The sequence below is a fragment of the Streptomyces albireticuli genome (assembly GCF_021228125.1).
GTDB classification, from domain to species: Bacteria; Actinomycetota; Actinomycetes; order Streptomycetales; family Streptomycetaceae; genus Streptomyces; species Streptomyces albireticuli.
Genome location: NZ_JAJQQS010000007.1, coordinates 344215 through 359892 on the forward strand (window position 1 = coordinate 344215; position 15678 = coordinate 359892).

General features: G+C 71.5%; 14 protein-coding genes. 8 read left to right on the top strand and 6 right to left on the bottom strand.

Features of this window, described 5'->3' with window-relative positions; all coding sequences use genetic code 11:
* Positions 1 to 24: 24 nt before the first annotated feature.
* From LUZ64_RS16500 to LUZ64_RS16510, 3 genes are all read left to right on the top strand, one after another.
* Entirely contained in the window at positions 25 to 1638 is a 1614-nt protein-coding gene (locus LUZ64_RS16500) for an N-acyl-D-amino-acid deacylase family protein (RefSeq protein ID WP_095585092.1), read from the top strand.
* A gap of 76 nt (positions 1639 to 1714) precedes the next feature.
* Positions 1715 to 2926, top strand: coding sequence for a pyridoxal phosphate-dependent aminotransferase (locus LUZ64_RS16505; RefSeq protein WP_095585110.1), 1212 nt, complete (start codon positions 1715 to 1717; stop codon positions 2924 to 2926).
* A gap of 84 nt (positions 2927 to 3010) precedes the next feature.
* Positions 3011 to 3424 carry an SCO4983 family protein gene (locus LUZ64_RS16510; RefSeq protein WP_095585093.1) on the top strand — a complete coding sequence of 138 codons (414 nt, stop codon included), beginning with the start codon at positions 3011 to 3013 and terminating at the stop codon, positions 3422 to 3424.
* Positions 3425 to 3482: 58 nt separating this feature from the next.
* Here the strand turns inward: LUZ64_RS16510 and LUZ64_RS16515 are convergent, their stop codons facing one another.
* Entirely contained in the window at positions 3483 to 5303 is a 1821-nt protein-coding gene (locus LUZ64_RS16515) for a phosphoenolpyruvate carboxykinase (GTP) (RefSeq protein ID WP_095585094.1), read from the bottom strand.
* 265 nt (positions 5304 to 5568) lie between these two features.
* Between LUZ64_RS16515 and trhA the strand changes: the two genes are divergently transcribed.
* The 3 genes from trhA (at position 5569) to LUZ64_RS16530 (ending at position 8755) form a co-directional block, all read left to right on the top strand.
* Positions 5569 to 6291, top strand: a complete 723-nt coding sequence (gene trhA / locus LUZ64_RS16520) for a PAQR family membrane homeostasis protein TrhA (protein ID WP_095585095.1) — start codon at positions 5569 to 5571, stop codon at positions 6289 to 6291.
* Between the two features lie 267 nt (positions 6292 to 6558).
* Entirely contained in the window at positions 6559 to 8121 is a 1563-nt protein-coding gene (locus tag LUZ64_RS16525) for an MFS transporter (RefSeq protein WP_267897249.1), read from the top strand.
* A 10-nt stretch (positions 8122 to 8131) separates the two neighbouring features.
* A complete protein-coding gene (locus LUZ64_RS16530) occupies positions 8132 to 8755 on the top strand; it encodes a TetR/AcrR family transcriptional regulator (RefSeq protein WP_095585096.1) in 624 nt (207 codons plus the stop codon).
* A 224-nt stretch (positions 8756 to 8979) separates the two neighbouring features.
* Here LUZ64_RS16530 and LUZ64_RS16535 read toward each other — a convergent pair whose 3' ends face one another.
* The 3 genes from LUZ64_RS16535 to mca all read right to left on the bottom strand — a co-directional run bounded on the left by LUZ64_RS16535 (position 8980) and on the right by mca (position 12356).
* Positions 8980 to 11058 carry a thioredoxin domain-containing protein gene (locus LUZ64_RS16535; protein WP_095585097.1) on the bottom strand — a complete coding sequence of 693 codons (2079 nt, stop codon included), beginning with the start codon at positions 11056 to 11058 and terminating at the stop codon, positions 8980 to 8982.
* A 190-nt stretch (positions 11059 to 11248) separates the two neighbouring features.
* Entirely contained in the window at positions 11249 to 11482 is a 234-nt protein-coding gene (locus tag LUZ64_RS16540) for a hypothetical protein (protein ID WP_095585098.1), read from the bottom strand.
* A 4-nt stretch (positions 11483 to 11486) separates the two neighbouring features.
* A complete protein-coding gene (mca, locus tag LUZ64_RS16545) occupies positions 11487 to 12356 on the bottom strand; it encodes a mycothiol conjugate amidase Mca (protein WP_095585099.1) in 870 nt (289 codons plus the stop codon).
* A gap of 126 nt (positions 12357 to 12482) precedes the next feature.
* Between mca and LUZ64_RS16550 the strand changes: the two genes are divergently transcribed.
* Positions 12483 to 12893, top strand: coding sequence for a DUF4307 domain-containing protein (locus LUZ64_RS16550; protein ID WP_095585100.1), 411 nt, complete (start codon positions 12483 to 12485; stop codon positions 12891 to 12893).
* Positions 12894 to 13080: 187 nt separating this feature from the next.
* Positions 13081 to 13578: a transcription elongation factor GreA gene (gene greA / locus LUZ64_RS16555; protein ID WP_095585101.1), complete on the top strand. Its 498-nt coding sequence runs from the start codon at positions 13081 to 13083 to the stop codon at positions 13576 to 13578.
* 100 nt (positions 13579 to 13678) lie between these two features.
* Here the strand turns inward: greA and LUZ64_RS16560 are convergent, their stop codons facing one another.
* Both LUZ64_RS16560 and LUZ64_RS16565 read right to left on the bottom strand, forming a co-directional pair.
* Positions 13679 to 14536: an ABC transporter permease gene (locus LUZ64_RS16560; RefSeq protein ID WP_211305197.1), complete on the bottom strand. Its 858-nt coding sequence runs from the start codon at positions 14534 to 14536 to the stop codon at positions 13679 to 13681.
* On the bottom strand, positions 14533 to 15579 hold the full coding sequence (locus LUZ64_RS16565; RefSeq protein WP_095585102.1) for an ATP-binding cassette domain-containing protein: 1047 nt from the start codon (positions 15577 to 15579) through the stop codon (positions 14533 to 14535). Before LUZ64_RS16565 ends, LUZ64_RS16560 begins: the two co-directional genes overlap by 4 nt.
* Between the last annotated feature and the right edge of the window lie 99 nt (positions 15580 to 15678).

Consider the following 15678-nt stretch of genomic DNA (forward strand, 5'->3'; position numbering starts at 1 on the left):
GGGCCGGGAAAGGAGCACGCCACCATGGACACCGTCCTCCGCGACGTCCGCGTCGTCGACGGCACCGCCACCCCCTCCTACCGGGCCGACGTCGCCCTGAAGGACGGCCGCATCGCCGAGATCCGCAGGGAGGGGCGGGGCCCCCGTCCCGGCGGTGCGCGCGTCCTCGACGCCCACGGCCTCGCCCTCTCCCCCGGCTTCATCGACATGCACGCCCACAGCGACCTCGCCCTCCTCCGCGACCCCGCCCACGAGGCCAAGGCCGCCCAGGGCGTGACCCTGGAGGTGCTCGGCCAGGACGGCCTGTCGTACGCGCCCGTGGACGACCGCACCCTCGCCGAGGTCCGCGCCCAGATCACCGGCTGGAACGGCGGCGGGCCAGGGGACACGAGCGTCGACTTCGACTGGCGGACCGTCGGCGGGTACCTCGACCGGCTCGACCGGCAGGGCATCGCCGTCAACGCCGCCTACCTCGTCCCGCAGGGCACCGTGCGGATGCTCGCGGTCGGCTGGGAGGACCGGGAGGCCACGCCCGCCGAGGTCGACCGGATGAAGCGGCTGGTCGCCGAGGGGCTGGAGCAGGGGGCCGTCGGCCTCTCCTCCGGCCTCACCTACACGCCCGGCATGTACGCCACCGACGCCGAGCTCACGGAGCTGTGCCGGGTGGTCGCCGCGTACGACGGCTACTACTGCCCGCACCACCGCTCGTACGGGGCGGGCGCGCTCGAGGCGTACGCGGAGATGATCGCCCTCACCCGCGAGGCGGGCTGCGCCCTGCACCTCGCGCACGCGACCATGAACTTCGGGGTGAACGAGGGCCGCGCCCCCGAGCTGCTGGCGCTGCTCGACGCCGCGCTCGCGGACGGCGCCGACCTCTCCCTGGACACCTATCCGTACACCCCGGGCTGCACCACGCTCGTCGCGATGCTGCCGAGCTGGGCGGGCGAGGGCGGCCCCGAGGCGGTCCTGGCGCGGCTGCGGGACGACGCGACGGCCGAGCGCGTCCGGCGTTCGATGGAGGTCGAGGGCGCGGACGGCTGCCACGGGGTGCCGATCGACTGGGACGCCATAGAGATCTCCGGGGTGGCGGACCCGGCGCTGGCCGGGTACGTCGGCCGGACCGTCGCCGCCCTCGCCCGCGCGCGCGGCGAGCGGCCCTGGGCCGTGGCCCGCGGGCTGCTGATCGCCGACCGGCTGGGGTCGACGATCCTCCAGCACGTGGGGCACGAGGAGAACGTCCGGGCGATCATGCGCCATCGCGCGCACACCGGCGGCAGCGACGGGATCCTGCACGGCGCCAAGCCGCACCCCCGCGCGTACGGCACGTTTCCGCACTACCTGGGCCGCTACGCGCGGGAGCTCGGCGTGCTGTCTCTGGAGGAGTGCGTGGCGCATCTCACGTCGCGGCCCGCGGCCCGGCTGAGGCTGCCGGACCGGGGTCTCGTACGCGAGGGATACCGCGCCGACCTGGTGCTCTTCGATCCGGAGACCGTCGCCGCCGGTGCCACTTTCGAAGCCCCGCGGACACTTCCGACCGGCATTCCTTATGTCCTGATTGCCGGACGCTTTGTGATGGAAGACGGGCACCGGACGGACGTTCTGGCGGGGCGGACGGTCCGGCGGTCGCCGGGACGCTGAACGAGGCCCCGGGCGGCCCTCCGGTGTGACGGGAATCCACGCGCGGGGGTCCCGGAGCCCCCGTATGGTGGCCGTCATGCAGGTGATCCAGTCAACGAAGCTCGCCAATGTCTGCTACGAAATCCGTGGCCCGGTGCTCGAGGAGGCCATGCGGCTGGAAGCGGCAGGTCACCGCATCCTCAAGCTCAACACCGGGAACCCGGCGACCTTCGGTTTCGAGTGCCCGCCGGAGATCCTCGAGGACATGCTCCGCAACGTCGGGAGCGCACACGGCTACGGCGACGCCAAGGGTCTGCTCTCCGCCCGCCGCGCGGTGGTGCAGCACTACGAGACCAAGGGCATCGAGCTGTCCGTCGAGGACGTCTACCTCGGCAACGGCGTCTCGGAGCTGATCCAGATGTCGATGCAGGCGCTGCTCGACGACGGCGACGAGGTGCTCGTCCCCGCGCCCGACTATCCGCTGTGGACGGCGTCCGTCTCGCTGGCCGGCGGCACGGCCGTGCACTACCGCTGCGACGAGCAGTCGGACTGGATGCCGGACCTCGCCGACGTGGAGCGGAAGGTCACCGACCGCACCAAGGCCATCGTCATCATCAACCCCAACAACCCCACGGGCGCGGTCTACGACGACGAGATGCTGCGCGGCCTGACGGAGATCGCGCGCCGCCACAACCTGATCGTCTGCTCGGACGAGATCTACGACAAGATCCTCTACGACGACGTCACCCACACGCCGACCGCGGCCATCGCCCCCGACCTGCTCACCCTGACCTTCAACGGCCTGTCGAAGTCCTACCGGGTCGCGGGCTACCGCAGCGGCTGGATGGCGGTCTGCGGCCCGAAGGCGCACGCCGACAGCTACATCGAGGGCCTCACGATCCTCGCCAACATGCGCCTGTGCGCGAACATGCCCGCGCAGCACGCGGTGGCCACGGCGCTCGGCGGCCGGCAGTCGATCAACGACCTGGTGCTGCCCGGCGGCCGGCTGCGGGAGCAGCGCGACGTGGCGCACGAGCTGCTGACGCGGATCCCGGGCGTGACGTGCGTGAAGCCCAAGGGCGCGCTGTACGCCTTCCCGCGGCTCGACCCCAAGGTCTACAAGATCAAGGACGACCGGCAGATGGTCCTGGACCTGCTCCGGGCCGAGAAGATCATGGTCGTGCACGGCACCGGCTTCAACTGGCCGGAGCCCGACCACTTCCGCCTGGTCACCCTGCCGAACACCAAGGACCTGGCGGAAGCGGTGACCCGGATCGGCACCTTCCTGGACGGCTACGGCCAGCCCTGAGGAAGATCCGGTTCTATAGGTAAAACAACTTTAGACGCCGTCTAAGTTAGGATGGCCTTCTGAGGTATTTCCAGGAGGCCATCCATGTACGAGCCAATCCGGACGCAGTCGGTCCACAGCCTGGCCGCACAGCACTGGAGCAAGCGCGAGCTGCGTCATTCCCGCGAGGAGCAGCTGGACATCCGGCTCGCGGGGCACCTCACCGCGCTGCTGACCGTCACCGACGAGCTCCGCGCCCTCGCGCCGTCCGGCGCGCTGGACGACGCCGCGGACCGCCTCGCCGATCTGATCACCCGTATGCGCGGCAGCTCCCCGCTCCGCGCGGCCCCGTCGTCGGACGGCGCCGCCCCCGCCCGTATCGACGCCCTCCACCAGCGGGCGCACCAGCTCGCCGGGCAGGCGCTGGTCGTGGCCGTGTCGGCGAAGGACACGGCCGGCGAGACCGTCGCCGCGGAGAGCCTGCGGGCACACGCGGCGGCGCTGGGCATCCCCGCCTGACCGGCGGGACCCGCTTCGCACAGGTGCTGGAGGCCGTGCCTCCAGCACCCTCCCCGCATCAGCCCAGGCGCCGCACCAGCGCCCGGTACTCGTCCCACAGCTCCTTCGGCGTGTGCTCGCCGAAGGTTTCCAGGTGGCCGGGGATCAGCGAGGCCTCCTCGCGCCAGACCTCCTTGTCGACGGTCAGCAGGAAGTCGAGGTCGTCCGCGCCCAGGTCGAGGCCGTCCGTGTCGAGGGCCTCCTTCGTCGGCAGCACGCCGATCGGCGACTCGACGCCCTCCGCCGTGCCGTCCAGCCGCTCGACGATCCACTTGAGCACCCGGCTGTTCTCACCGAAGCCCGGCCACACGAACCGGCCGTCCGCGTCCTTGCGGAACCAGTTCACGTAGTAGATCTTCGGCAGCTTCGCCTGGTCCTTGCCCTTGCCGACCTCGAGCCAGTGCCCCATGTAGTCGCCCATGTTGTAGCCGCAGAACGGCAGCATGGCGAAGGGGTCGCGGCGCAGCTCGCCGACCTTGCCCTCGGCGGCGGCGGTCTTCTCGGAGGCGACGTTGGCACCGAGGAAGACACCGTGCTGCCAGTCGAAGGACTCCGTCACCAGCGGCACGGCCGAGGCACGGCGGCCACCGAAGAGGATCGCCGAGATCGGCACCCCCTTGGGGTCCTCCCACTCGGGCGCGATGATCGGGCACTGCGAGGCGGGGACGGTGAAGCGGGCGTTGGGGTGGGCGGCGGGGGTGCCGCTCGCCGGAGTCCAGTCGTTGCCCTTCCAGTCCGTGAGGTGCGCGGGCGGCTCCTCCGTCATGCCCTCCCACCACACGTCGCCGTCGTCGGTGAGGGCGACGTTGGTGAAGACGGAGTTGCCCCACATGGTCTTCATGGCGTTGGCGTTGGTGTGCTCGCCGGTGCCGGGCGCGACGCCGAAGAAGCCGGCCTCGGGGTTGATGGCGTAGAGCCGGCCGTCCTCGCCGAAGCGCATCCAGGCGATGTCGTCGCCGATGGTCTCGACCGTCCAGCCGGGGACCGTGGGCTCCAGCATGGCGAGGTTGGTCTTGCCGCAGGCGGAGGGGAAGGCGGCGGCCACGTACTTCGCCTCGCCGCGCGGCGGGGTGAGCTTGAGGATGAGCATGTGCTCGGCGAGCCAGCCCTCGTCACGGGCCATGACGGAGGCGATGCGCAGCGCGTAACACTTCTTGCCCAGCAGGGCGTTGCCGCCGTAGCCGGAGCCGTAGGACCAGATCTCGCGGTCCTCGGGGAAGTGCGAGATGTACTTGGTGGTGTTGCACGGCCACGGGACGTCGGCCTCGCCCTCGGCCAGCGGGGCGCCGAGCGTGTGCACGGCCTTGACGAAGAACCCGTCGGTGCCGAGCTCGTCGAGAACGGCCTGACCCATGCGGGTCATGGTGCGCATCGAGACGGCGACGTAGGCGGAGTCGGTGAGCTCCACGCCGATCGCGGACAGCGGCGAGCCGAGCGGGCCCATGCAGAACGGCACCACGTAGAGCGTGCGGCCGCGCATCGAGCCGCGGAAGACGCCCCGCTCCCCCGCGAAGATCTCCCGCATCTCGGCGGGCGCCTTCCAGTGGTTCGTCGGGCCGGCGTCGGACTCCTTCTCGGAGCAGATGAACGTGCGGTCCTCGACGCGGGCGACGTCGCTCGGGTCGGAGGCGGCGTAGTACGAGTGGGGGCGCTTGACGGGGTCGAGCTTGCGGAAGGTGCCCTTGGCGACGAGCTCCTCGCACAGGCGCTCGTACTCGGCCTCGGAACCGTCGCACCAGACCACCTGGTCCGGCTGGGTGAGGGCGGCGATCTCGTCGACCCAGGAGATCAGCTCCTGGTGGTTGGTGAGGGTGGTGGGAGCCGCATTGCTGCGCGCCACGATCGCTCCGTCCCGCCGGGGACCACACTGCCCCCGGCGTCAGATTTGAGGGTTGACGGACCTCGCCCTGTCGCCCGCTCGGTCCGCTGCTGTGGAAGGTGCCCCTTGGGGGCTGCGACCCAGACGCTTCGTGACCGCTCATCCGGTGCCGCCCGCACTCATTTGATCATCCGACTCCGCCCCGCTTCTGTCCAGGGGGCGCCCCCGTGACCATCGCCACGCGATACTGATCCGTAACTTACGGTGCCGTAGGTACCATGCCGCCATGACTTCCGCGCCCGACGCAGCGCTTCCCGCGCAGCCCGCCCCCGCCGGCGCCGCGGCCGCCGCACCGCCCGGCCTCCCCCTGCCGAACGTCAAGCCGCGCCTGCGCGGCTGGCTGCACGCCGGGATGTTCCCCGCCGTCCTGATCTCCGGCGTGTTCCTGACCGCGCTCGCGGACAGCACCCGCGGCCGTATCGCCTGCGCGGTCTACGTGCTCTCCGCCTGTCTGCTGTTCGGCGTCAGCGCCCTCTACCACCGGGGGAACTGGAGCCCCAGGGTCAACGCCGTGCTCCGCCGGCTCGACCACGCCAACATCTTCCTGATCATCGCCGGCACCTATACGCCGCTGACCATGCTGCTCCTCCCCGACGGCAAGGGCCAGGTGCTGCTCTGGGCGGTCTGGGCGGCGGCCGCGGCGGGCATCGCCTTCCGCGTGTTCTGGGTCGGCGCGCCGCGCTGGCTCTACACCCCCTGCTACATCGCCATGGGCTGGGCCGCCGTCTTCTTCCTGCCGGACTTCCTGCGGAAGGGCGGCATCGCGGTGCTCGTCCTCGTGATCGTCGGCGGGCTGCTCTACAGCGTCGGCGGCGTCATCTACGGCATCAAGCGCCCCAACCCGTCCCCGCGCTGGTTCGGCTTCCACGAGGTCTTCCACTCGCTGACGCTGGCGGCGTTCATCGTGCACTACGTGGGCATCTCGCTGGTCGCCTATACGCACGCCTGAGCCGGCCCCGGCGCGAACCGCCCCGGGGCACCCACCCCCGCAGCCCCCAGGGCCGCGACCTCGACGAGGTCGCGGCCTTCGCCGTTTCCGGGGCACGCGCCGAAGGCCGCACCGGGGCACGCACCGGAGAAAGGCGCGATGCCCGCCACGCGCGCCCCTCCCTCGCGCACGCCCCCGCCGGGCACACCGAAAAGCCGGGACCCGATTGACAGCCTCCATCTTTTGAGAGTTACTTTCATTTGACTCTCACTCTCCCGGAGGTGTGTCTTGAGTACCCCGCTCGCACCCGGCGCCGAGGCCGGACCCCGGCTCGACCCGCGCCGCTGGTGGGCCCTGGGCGCCCTGGTCGCCTGCATGCTGGTCCTCGGCTTCGACGGCACGATCCTCAACGTGGCCCTGCCCGTGATGGCCACCCAGCTCGGCGCCGACACCGGCGAACAGCAGTGGATCGCCAACTCCTACTTCGTCGTCTTCGCCGCCCTGATGCTCCCCGCGGGCCTGCTGGGCGACCGCTTCGGCCGCCGGCGGATGCTCCTGACCGGGCTCGCGATCTTCCTCGCGGGTTCCCTGCTCGGCGTCTTCGTCGACACCCCGGGCCTGGTCATCGCGGCCCGCTCGGTCCTCGGCGTCGGCGGCGCGCTGATCATGCCGCTGGCCATGGCCGTACTGCCCACCCTCTTCCCGCCCGAGGAGCGCACCAAGGCCGTGGGCGCCGTCTCCGCCGCCTCCGCGCTGGGCATGCCGCTCGGCCCGATCGTCGGCGGCTGGCTGCTCGACCACTTCTGGTGGGGCTCGATCTTCCTGATCAACGTCCCGCTGGTGCTGCTCGGCATCGCCGCCTGCGTCTTCCTGCTCCCGGAGACCCACGACCCGTCCTCCCCCAAGGTCGACACCGTCTCCACCGCGCTCACCGTGACCGGCCTCGGCGCCTTCGTCTTCGCCCTCAACGAGGGCCCCACCCGCGGCTGGGGCTCCGGCTTCGTGCTCGGCTCGCTCGTCCTGGCCGTGCTGCTGCTGGCCGGCCTGGTCCTGCGCGAGCGGCGGCGCGCCCGGCCGATGCTCGACCTCGCCCTCCTGCGCCACCGCGGCTTCCTGTGGAGCACGATCGCGGCGTCCCTGGTCTCCTTCACCCTCATGGGCCTGCTGTTCGTGCTGCCCACCTACCTCCAGGCCGTGCTGGGCCTGGACGCCTTCGGCACGGGCCTGCGGATGATGCCGATGATGGGTGGCCTGCTGGTGGCGGCCAAGGCCGCCGGACCGCTCGTAGGCAAGTTCGGGCCGCGCCCCGTCATCACCGGCGCCCTGTTCGTCATGGCCGTCGCCGGACTGCTCGGCAGCCGTACGGACATCCACGACGGCTACGGCTGGACCGCGCTGTGGCTGACCCTCGCCGGATTCGGCTTCGGCTTCGGGATCATCCCCGCCATGGACGGCGCCCTGGGCGCCCTGCCCCGCGACCGCGCGGGCAACGGATCCGGACTGCTGATGACGCTGCGCCAGGTCGCCGGGGCCGTCGGCATCGCGGTCCTCGGCAGCCTGATCGCCGGGGCCTACACCGCACGGCTCGACACCACCGGGCTGCCGCCCGCCGCGGCCGACGCCGCGTCGGACTCCCTCGGCCGCGCCCACCAGGTGGCCGCCGAGCTGGGCAGCGAGGCCCTGGCCCGCTCGGCGGACAGCGCCTATCTGCACGGCATGGACCTCGCGCTGCTCGTCTGCGCGGTCTCCGGCATCGCCGCCGCGATGCTCACCGCCGCCTTCCTGCCCGACGGGCGCGGCAAGGAGGCCACCGGGGACCACGGCGTGGTCCCCGAGAAGGTCGATGCCTGAGAATGCTGCCATGGCCTCCGCAGAAACCTCCTCCGCCGCGACGCCCGGGCCCCGGCTCGGGCTGCGCGAGCGGAAGAAGATCCAGACCCGTCAGGCGATCCGCCGCGCCGCCTACCGGCTCTTCGAGAAGCAGGGGTACGACGCGACCCCGGTCGACCAGATCGCCGAGGCCGCCGACGTCTCCCCCAGCACGGTCTTCCGCTACTTCCCCACCAAGGACGACATCGTCCTGACCGACGAGTACGACCCGCTGCTGGAGGCGGCGATCCGGGCCCGGCCGATGAGCGAGTCACCGGTCGAGGCCATCCGGCAGGGGGTCCTCTCCTCGATGCGCCACGTCATCGACAGCGACATCGCCGAGCTCAAGCAGCGGACCAGACTCGTCAGCGAGGTGCCCTCGCTGCGCGGCAGGCAGGCCGAGGGCATGGGCGAGTCGGCGCGGATGCTCTGTGGCGTGCTGGCCGAGCGCACCGGCCGCCCGGCCGACGACCTGGAGCTGCGGGTCGTCATCGCCGCCGTGCTCGCGGCGATGCACGAGGCCCTGATGCGCTGGGTCGAGCGGGGCCAGGCCGAGGACCTCATCGCGCTCATCAGCCGCACGCTGGACGTCCTCGACCGGGGCCTCACGCTCTGAGCGGGAACGGCTGAACCGGCGGAACCACCGATCCCTCCGAGGACCGCTGCCGGAACGGCCGCCGCTCCGAGGACCACCGCCGGAACAGCCGCCCCTCGGAGGAGCACCGCCGGAACAGCCGATCCCCCAGAGGACCACGGGCCGGGACGGCCGATCCCCGAGAGGACCACAGGCCGGAACGGCCGATCCCCGGGAGCCACCGCCCGGACGGGTCCCGGCGCGCGCTACTCCCTCGCCGCCAGGCTCGCCGCCAGCACCGCCGGGTCGTCCGTCGGCCTCCGGCAGGTGAAGTCCCGGCAGACGTACGCGGCCGGCCGGCCGTCGAGGAGCGAACGCCCGGAGAGCAGCGGCACCTCCTCCGAGCCGGCCTCGCCCACGGCGACCGCCAGCCCGGGGGCCGTCGACAGCAGGGCGGTGCGGTGCAGGGCGAGCGTCGCCGGGTGGTCCTGCGGGCCGACGACGGCGACCTCTCGGGGCCCGTCCAGCAGCGCCTCGGCGGTGGCCAGACCCCAGCTGATGAAGCGCGGCGCCTTCGGGCCGAGCACCCGCACCACCCCGAGCGCGCGCTCCGCCGCCTCCCGGTGCGGGGCGCTGCCGGTGTAGGCGGCGTACGTCAGCAGGGCGCCGCAGGCGGCCGTCCAGCCGGAGGGCGTCGCGGTGTCCGTGGGGTCCTGCGGACGGCGGATCAGGGCCTCGGCGTCGTCGGCGGTGTCGAAGAAGCCGCCGTCCTCGCCCCGGAAGTGGGCCAGGACGGAGTCCAGCAGCAGCCCCGCGAAGTCCGCCCACACCCCTTCGCCGGTGACCGCGGTGAGCGTGAGGAAGCCCTCGGCCACGTCCGCGTAGTCCTCCAGGACGCCGGCGTGGGCGCCCGCCACCCCGTCCAGGGAGGTGCGGAACAGCCGCGCGTGCCAGTCCATATGGGTGCGGACGAGCAGATCGGCGGCGTCCGTCGCGGCCTGCACGAGATCCGGGCGGTCGAAATACGCGCCGGTCTCCGCCAGCGCGGCGATCGCCAAGCCGTTCCAGGCGGCCACGATCTTGTCGTCCCGGCCGGGGCGGGGCCGGGTCTCCCGGGCCGCCAGCAGCTTGCGCCGCACGGCGGCGAGCCGCCCCGCCTCCAGCAGGACCTCGGTGTCCGGCAGCTGGAGGACCGAGGCACCCTCCTCGAACGTGCCCTCCTTGGTCACCCCGAAGTGGGCGGCGGCCAGCTCGCCGTCCTCCTCGCCCAGGACCTCCCGCAGCCGCGCCGGCGTCCACACGTAGAAGGCGCCCTCGGCGTGCGCCCCGGTTCCGTCGTCGCTGTCGGCGTCCAGCGCCGACGCGAAACCGCCCTGATCGGTGCGCATCTCGCGGACCAGGAAGTCGGCCGTCTCCAGGGCGACCCGGCGGGCGAGCCCCGATCCGGTGGCCCGCCACAGGTGCGCGTACACCCGGCAGAGCAGGGCGTTGTCGTAGAGCATCTTCTCGAAGTGGGGCACCGTCCACGTGGCGTCCACCGCGTACCGGGCGAAGCCGCCGCCGAGCTGGTCGTAGATCCCGCCGCGGGCCATGGCCTCGCAGGTGGCCTCCACCATCTGGAGGGCGGCCTCGGAGCCCGTACGGGCGTGGTGGCGGAGCAGGAACTCCAGGGTCATGGACGGCGGGAACTTCGGGGCGCCGCCGAAGCCGCCGCGCACGGCGTCGAAGTCGCGGGTGAGCCCCATCAGGGCCTGGTGGAGCTCCTCGGGGCCGGGCGGCCGGGGCACGGAGCCGGCCCCCTCGTCCTCGCCGTCGGCGTCCTCCTCGGCGAGGCTCAGCGTGAGGGTGCGCTCCGACAGATCGCGGACGATCCGCCCGGCGACCTCGCCGACCTCCTCCCGGCGGTCGGCCCACGCGGCCCGGACGCCCTCCAGCACCTGCGGGAAGGACGCGGTGCCGTGCCGGGGCTCGGGCGGGAAGTACGTGCCGAAGTAGAACGGCTCGGCCCCGGGGGTGAGGAAGACCGTCATGGGCCAGCCGCCGTGGCCGGTGGCCGCCTGCACGGCCTCCATATAGACCGCGTCGACGTCCGGGCGCTCCTCGCGGTCGACCTTGACCGCGACGAAGTGCTCGTTGAGGAACGCGGCGGTGTCGTCGTCCTCGAAGGACTCGTGCGCCATCACATGGCACCAGTGACAGCTGGAGTACCCGACGCTCAGCAGCACGGGCACATCGCGCCGCCGGGCCTCCTCGAAGGCCTCGGGCGACCACGGCCACCAGTCCACCGGATTCCCGGCGTGCTGGAGGAGGTACGGGGACGTCTCATGCGCCAGGCGGTTCGGCATGCCCCCCATCCTTCCCCAACCCGGCCCGATCGGTGAGTTGTCCACAGGCTTGATCGGGACACGGCGCCCGGAAGGAGGACGGGGCGCGAAGGAGCACGCGGGGGAGCGGCCGGGCGCGGGCACGCCCGAAGGCGGCCGCGGCCCGGTGGGCCACGGCCGTGTCAGGGGCGGAGGGCCCCGGTCCGGGCGCTCAGGCGCCGGTGCCGCTCGCGGCGGCGGCCCCCTTGGCGGCCGCCGGCGTCTCCTCCGGGGCCTCCTCGAAGTCCACCTTCTTCATGTGCTTGTTCATGCTCTTCATCAGCAGCCAGACGGCACCGCCGATCAAGGCGAAGACAACGAAACCGAGCACACCGGGAGTGACCTTGTTCTGGTCAAGCTCCGCGGCGAGCGGCACCAGGTGCGTGAGCGCGGGGGAGGTCGTCATGGGGTCAATTGTTGCGGATGCCCGCGAAGAGGTCGTCCTCGGGGAGGGACGTGCCGACGAGAGACTTCGCCAGCTCGTACTCCTCGGTCGGCCAGACCTCGCGCTGGAGGTCCAGCGGCACCCGGAACCAGCCGCCGTCCGGGTCGATCTGGGTCGCGTGCGCGATCAGCGCCTTGTCCCGGATCTCGAAGAAGTCGCCGCACGGGACGTAGGTGGTCAGCGTGCGCTCGCGGCCGGCCGTCAGCCAGCGCTCCAGCCACTCGCCGTAAGGGGACTCCAGCCCCCGGGCCAGCAGCGCCTCGTGGAGGGCCAGGGTGCGCTCCCGGTTGAAGCCCTGGTTGTAGTAGAGCTTGAGCGGCTGCCAGGGCTCGCCCGCGTCGGGGTAGCGGGACGGGTCGCCGGCCGCCTCGAAGGCCACCATCGTGATCTTGTGGGTCATGATGTGGTCGGGGTGCGGGTAACCGCCGTTCTCGTCGTACGTGGTGATCACGTGCGGACGGAACTCGCGGATCAGCTTCACCAGCTCGCCCGCCGCCTCGTCGACGTCCTGGAGCGCGAAGCAGCCCTCGGGCAGCGGCGGCAGCGGGTCGCCCTCGGGCAGCCCGGAGTCGACGAAGCCCAGCCACTCCTGCTTCACACCGAGGATGTCGCGCGCCTCGGCCATCTCCTTGGCCCGCACCTCGTGGATGTGCTCCTCGATGTAGGGGTCGCCCTGGAGCCTGGGGTTGAGGATGGAGCCACGCTCGCCACCGGTGCAGGTCGCGACCAGCACGTCCACCCCCTCGGACACGTACTTGGCCATCGTGGCCGCGCCCTTGCTCGACTCGTCGTCGGGGTGGGCATGCACGGCCATCAGTCGCAGCTGCTCAGTCAAGGCTCGATCCTCAGTCACTGGTCATGGCCCGTCTTATCGGTGTGTCGGGGCGCCTCCTATAGTGACCGAAGCGGGAGACGTTTCATTCCAGTTCTCCCCGCCGGTCCCCGACCAGGAGGAAAGATCATGGCTGCGGTACGCGAGGGCCTGCCCGAGGGTCGTTACGGCCGCTCGGCGGACGAGCGCGCCGACCGCAAGCTGAAGGTCGTCGGGGCCGTGCTGGGCGCCTGCCTGCTGGGCGTGATCGGCTGGTCGGCCGTGCACTACATCACCTCGTCGGACGTCACGGGGCAGCTGATCCGCTCGAAGCCGGTCTCCGACGACACCGTCGAGGCCGTTCTGGAGATCCGTAAGGACAAGGACGCCACGGCCATCTGCACCGTGCGCTCGCTCGGCGAGGACGGCGGCGAGGTCGCCCGTAAGGACATCACGCTCGACCGCCGCGAGGGTCACTTCACCCAGCTGGTCACCCTCCACACCACCCGGCGCGCCTCGGCCACGGCACTTGAGGGCTGCACCAGCTCGTCACGCGGCTGACCTGCGCTAACGCGTTTCTTGCGCGTTTCCTCCCGCTGACTTCTTCCCCCTTTACGGACGTAATTGTTAGGCTCGTGGTTTCGCCCACCTTTGAAGGCGCACCCTTCTGAGTAGGGCGTTCATTTGTATCCCGGCTGTGACCCCAGCCGTAACCCCAAGTTTTTCCCAGTACCGACGAGGAGCACCTGTGACCCAGACCAGCGACAACGTCACCTGGCTGACTCAGGAGGCGTACGACCAGCTCAAGGCCGAGCTGGAGTACCTGTCTGGTCCCGCTCGCACCGAGATCGCGATGAAGATCGCGGCGGCCCGCGAGGAGGGTGACCTGCGAGAGAACGGCGGGTACCACGCGGCCAAGGAGGAGCAGGGCAAGCAGGAGCTCCGTGTGCGCCAGCTCACGCAGCTGCTGGAGAACGCGAAGGTCGGCGAGGCCCCGGCCGCGACCGGCGTCGTCGCGCCCGGCACCGTCGTCACCATCGCCTTCGACGGCGACCCGGACGACACCATGACCTTCCTGCTCGCCTCCCGCGAGTACGCCAGCACGGACATCGAGACGTACTCCCCCCAGTCCCCGCTGGGCTCGGGCGTCAACGGCAAGAAGATCGGCGAGGACGCCTCGTACGAGCTGCCGAACGGCAAGAAGGCCATGGTCCGCATCCTGGAGGCCAAGCCCTACACCTCCTGACCCTCGCGGAAGACCCGACGGCGGAGCCCCGGACCCGGTGAAAGGGTCCGGGGCTCCGCCGTCTCCGCACCCGGCCGCGGGCGGCGGGGCGGGCCCGGCGTCAGGCCGTCGCCGAGCGGTACTTCCGCACCGACAGGGTCCGGAAGACCACGATGATCACCACGGACCAGATCAGCGAGGCCCACACCGGGTGCTGCATGGGCCAGGCGGCGGGCACCGGATAGCCGTCCGGGAGATTGCCGAAGAGCCGCCGGGCCGCCTGCACGGTGGCGCTGAAGGGGTTCCACTCGGCGATGTTGCGGAGCACCATCGGCATGTTGTCCGAGGGCACGAAGGCGTTCGAGATGAACGTGAGCGGGAAGAGCCAGATCAGCCCGCCCGAGGTGGCCGCCTCCGGGGTCCGTACGGACAGCCCGATCAGGGCGCCGATCCAGGAGAAGGCGTAGCCGAGCAGGAGCAGCAGCGCGAAGCCCGCCACAGCCTTGGGGATGCCCGCGTGGGTGCGCCACCCCACGATCACCGCGACGATCGCCAGCACCACCAGCGTCAGCGCCGTCTGCACGAGGTCGGCGAGGGTACGGCCGGTGAGCACCGCCCCGCGCGCCATGGGCAGCGAGCGGAAGCGGTCGATGAGCCCCTTGTGCATGTCGTCGGCGATGCCCGCCCCGGCACCGGCCGTCGCGAAGGTGACGGTCTGCGCGAAGATGCCGGCCATCAGGAACTCGCGGTAGGTCGAGGGGTCGGTGCTGCCGCCCACGGCGATGGAGCCGCCGAAGACGTAGCTGAACAGCACCACGAACATGATCGGCTGGATCAGCCCGAAGATGACCATCTCGGGGATCCGGGCCATCCGGATCAGATTGCGCTTGGCGACGACCAGGGAGTCGCGCACCGACTGGCCGACGCCGCCGTACGGACGGGGACCCGTCGCCGTGGGAGCGCCGTCGAGGATGCTCACGGGGCCGTCTCCTTCCTGTCGTGCCGCTTGTGCCCCTGACGGCCTTCCGGCGCCTGGGGGCCGCCCTTGCCGCTCCCCCGCTCCGGCCCCTCGCCCTCCTCCGCCTCGGCCACGTGCCCGGTGAGCGAGATGAAGACGTCGTCCAGCGTCGGGCGGCGCAGTCCGATGTCGTCGATCTCGATCCCCCGGGCGTCCAGCTCTCTGATCACCTCGGCGAGCAGCTTCGCGCCGCCGGAGACCGGGACGGTGACCTTGCGGGTGTGCTCCTCGACCTTCGACTCGCCCTTGCCGAAGCCGCGCAGGACCTCGTCGGCGGGGGCGATCTGGTGGGCCTGGTGGACGACGACCTCGACGCGCTCCCCGCCCGTGCGGGCCTTGAGCTGGTCGGAGGTGCCGCGAGCGATGACCTTGCCGTGGTCGACCACCGCGATGTCGTGCGCGAGGCGGTCGGCCTCCTCCAGGTACTGGGTGGTGAGCAGCAGGGTCGTACCCCCCGCGACGAGCTCCTCGATGACCTCCCAGAGCTGCTGCCGGTTGCGCGGGTCGAGGCCGGTGGTCGGCTCGTCCATGAACATCACGGGCGGGCTGACGACCAGGGCGGCGGCGAGGTCGAGGCGGCGCCGCATGCCGCCGGAGTAGGTCTTGGCGGTGCGGTCGGCGGCGTCGGCGAGGTTGAAGCGGTCCAGCAGCCGGTCCGCGCGCACCTTCGCGTCGCGTGCGGACATCTGGTAGAGCTGACCGACCATCTGGAGATTCTCACGGCCCGTCAGATATTCGTCGACGGCGGCGAACTGGCCGGAGAGCCCGATGGAGCGCCGGACCTCGTGGGGTTTCTTCAGGACGTCGATGCCCGCCACCCGGGCGGTGCCGCTGTCGGGCTTGAGCAGGGTGGTGAGGACGCGGACTGCGGTGGTCTTGCCGGCGCCGTTGGGGCCGAGAAGTCCTAGAACGGTTCCTTCCGGTACGTCGAGATCGACGCCGTCCAGAGCCCTTACATCGCCGAAAGTCTTGACCAGGCCTTCGGCAAAAATGGCGCCTGGCATGGAGGTTCTCCCCGTTTGGGTGATGTATTACAGGATTTTACGTTCGCTGCCGTCCTCCCGCCCTGTGAATGGACTCCTCGGCACCCACGGCCGCCGGAA

Coding starts and splice junctions, on each gene's coding strand:
- LUZ64_RS16540 (WP_095585098.1), bottom strand. CDS start 11,482: ATGACGACCTCCCCCGCGCTCACGCACCTGGTGCCGCTCGCCGCGGAG.
- LUZ64_RS16530 (WP_095585096.1), top strand. CDS start 8,132: ATGGCCTCCGCAGAAACCTCCTCCGCCGCGACGCCCGGGCCCCGGCTC.
- LUZ64_RS16565 (WP_095585102.1), bottom strand. CDS start 15,579: ATGCCAGGCGCCATTTTTGCCGAAGGCCTGGTCAAGACTTTCGGCGAT.
- LUZ64_RS16535 (WP_095585097.1), bottom strand. CDS start 11,058: ATGCCGAACCGCCTGGCGCATGAGACGTCCCCGTACCTCCTCCAGCAC.
- LUZ64_RS16510 (WP_095585093.1), top strand. CDS start 3,011: ATGTACGAGCCAATCCGGACGCAGTCGGTCCACAGCCTGGCCGCACAG.
- trhA (WP_095585095.1), top strand. CDS start 5,569: ATGACTTCCGCGCCCGACGCAGCGCTTCCCGCGCAGCCCGCCCCCGCC.
- LUZ64_RS16505 (WP_095585110.1), top strand. CDS start 1,715: ATGCAGGTGATCCAGTCAACGAAGCTCGCCAATGTCTGCTACGAAATC.
- LUZ64_RS16550 (WP_095585100.1), top strand. CDS start 12,483: ATGGCTGCGGTACGCGAGGGCCTGCCCGAGGGTCGTTACGGCCGCTCG.
- LUZ64_RS16500 (WP_095585092.1), top strand. CDS start 25: ATGGACACCGTCCTCCGCGACGTCCGCGTCGTCGACGGCACCGCCACC.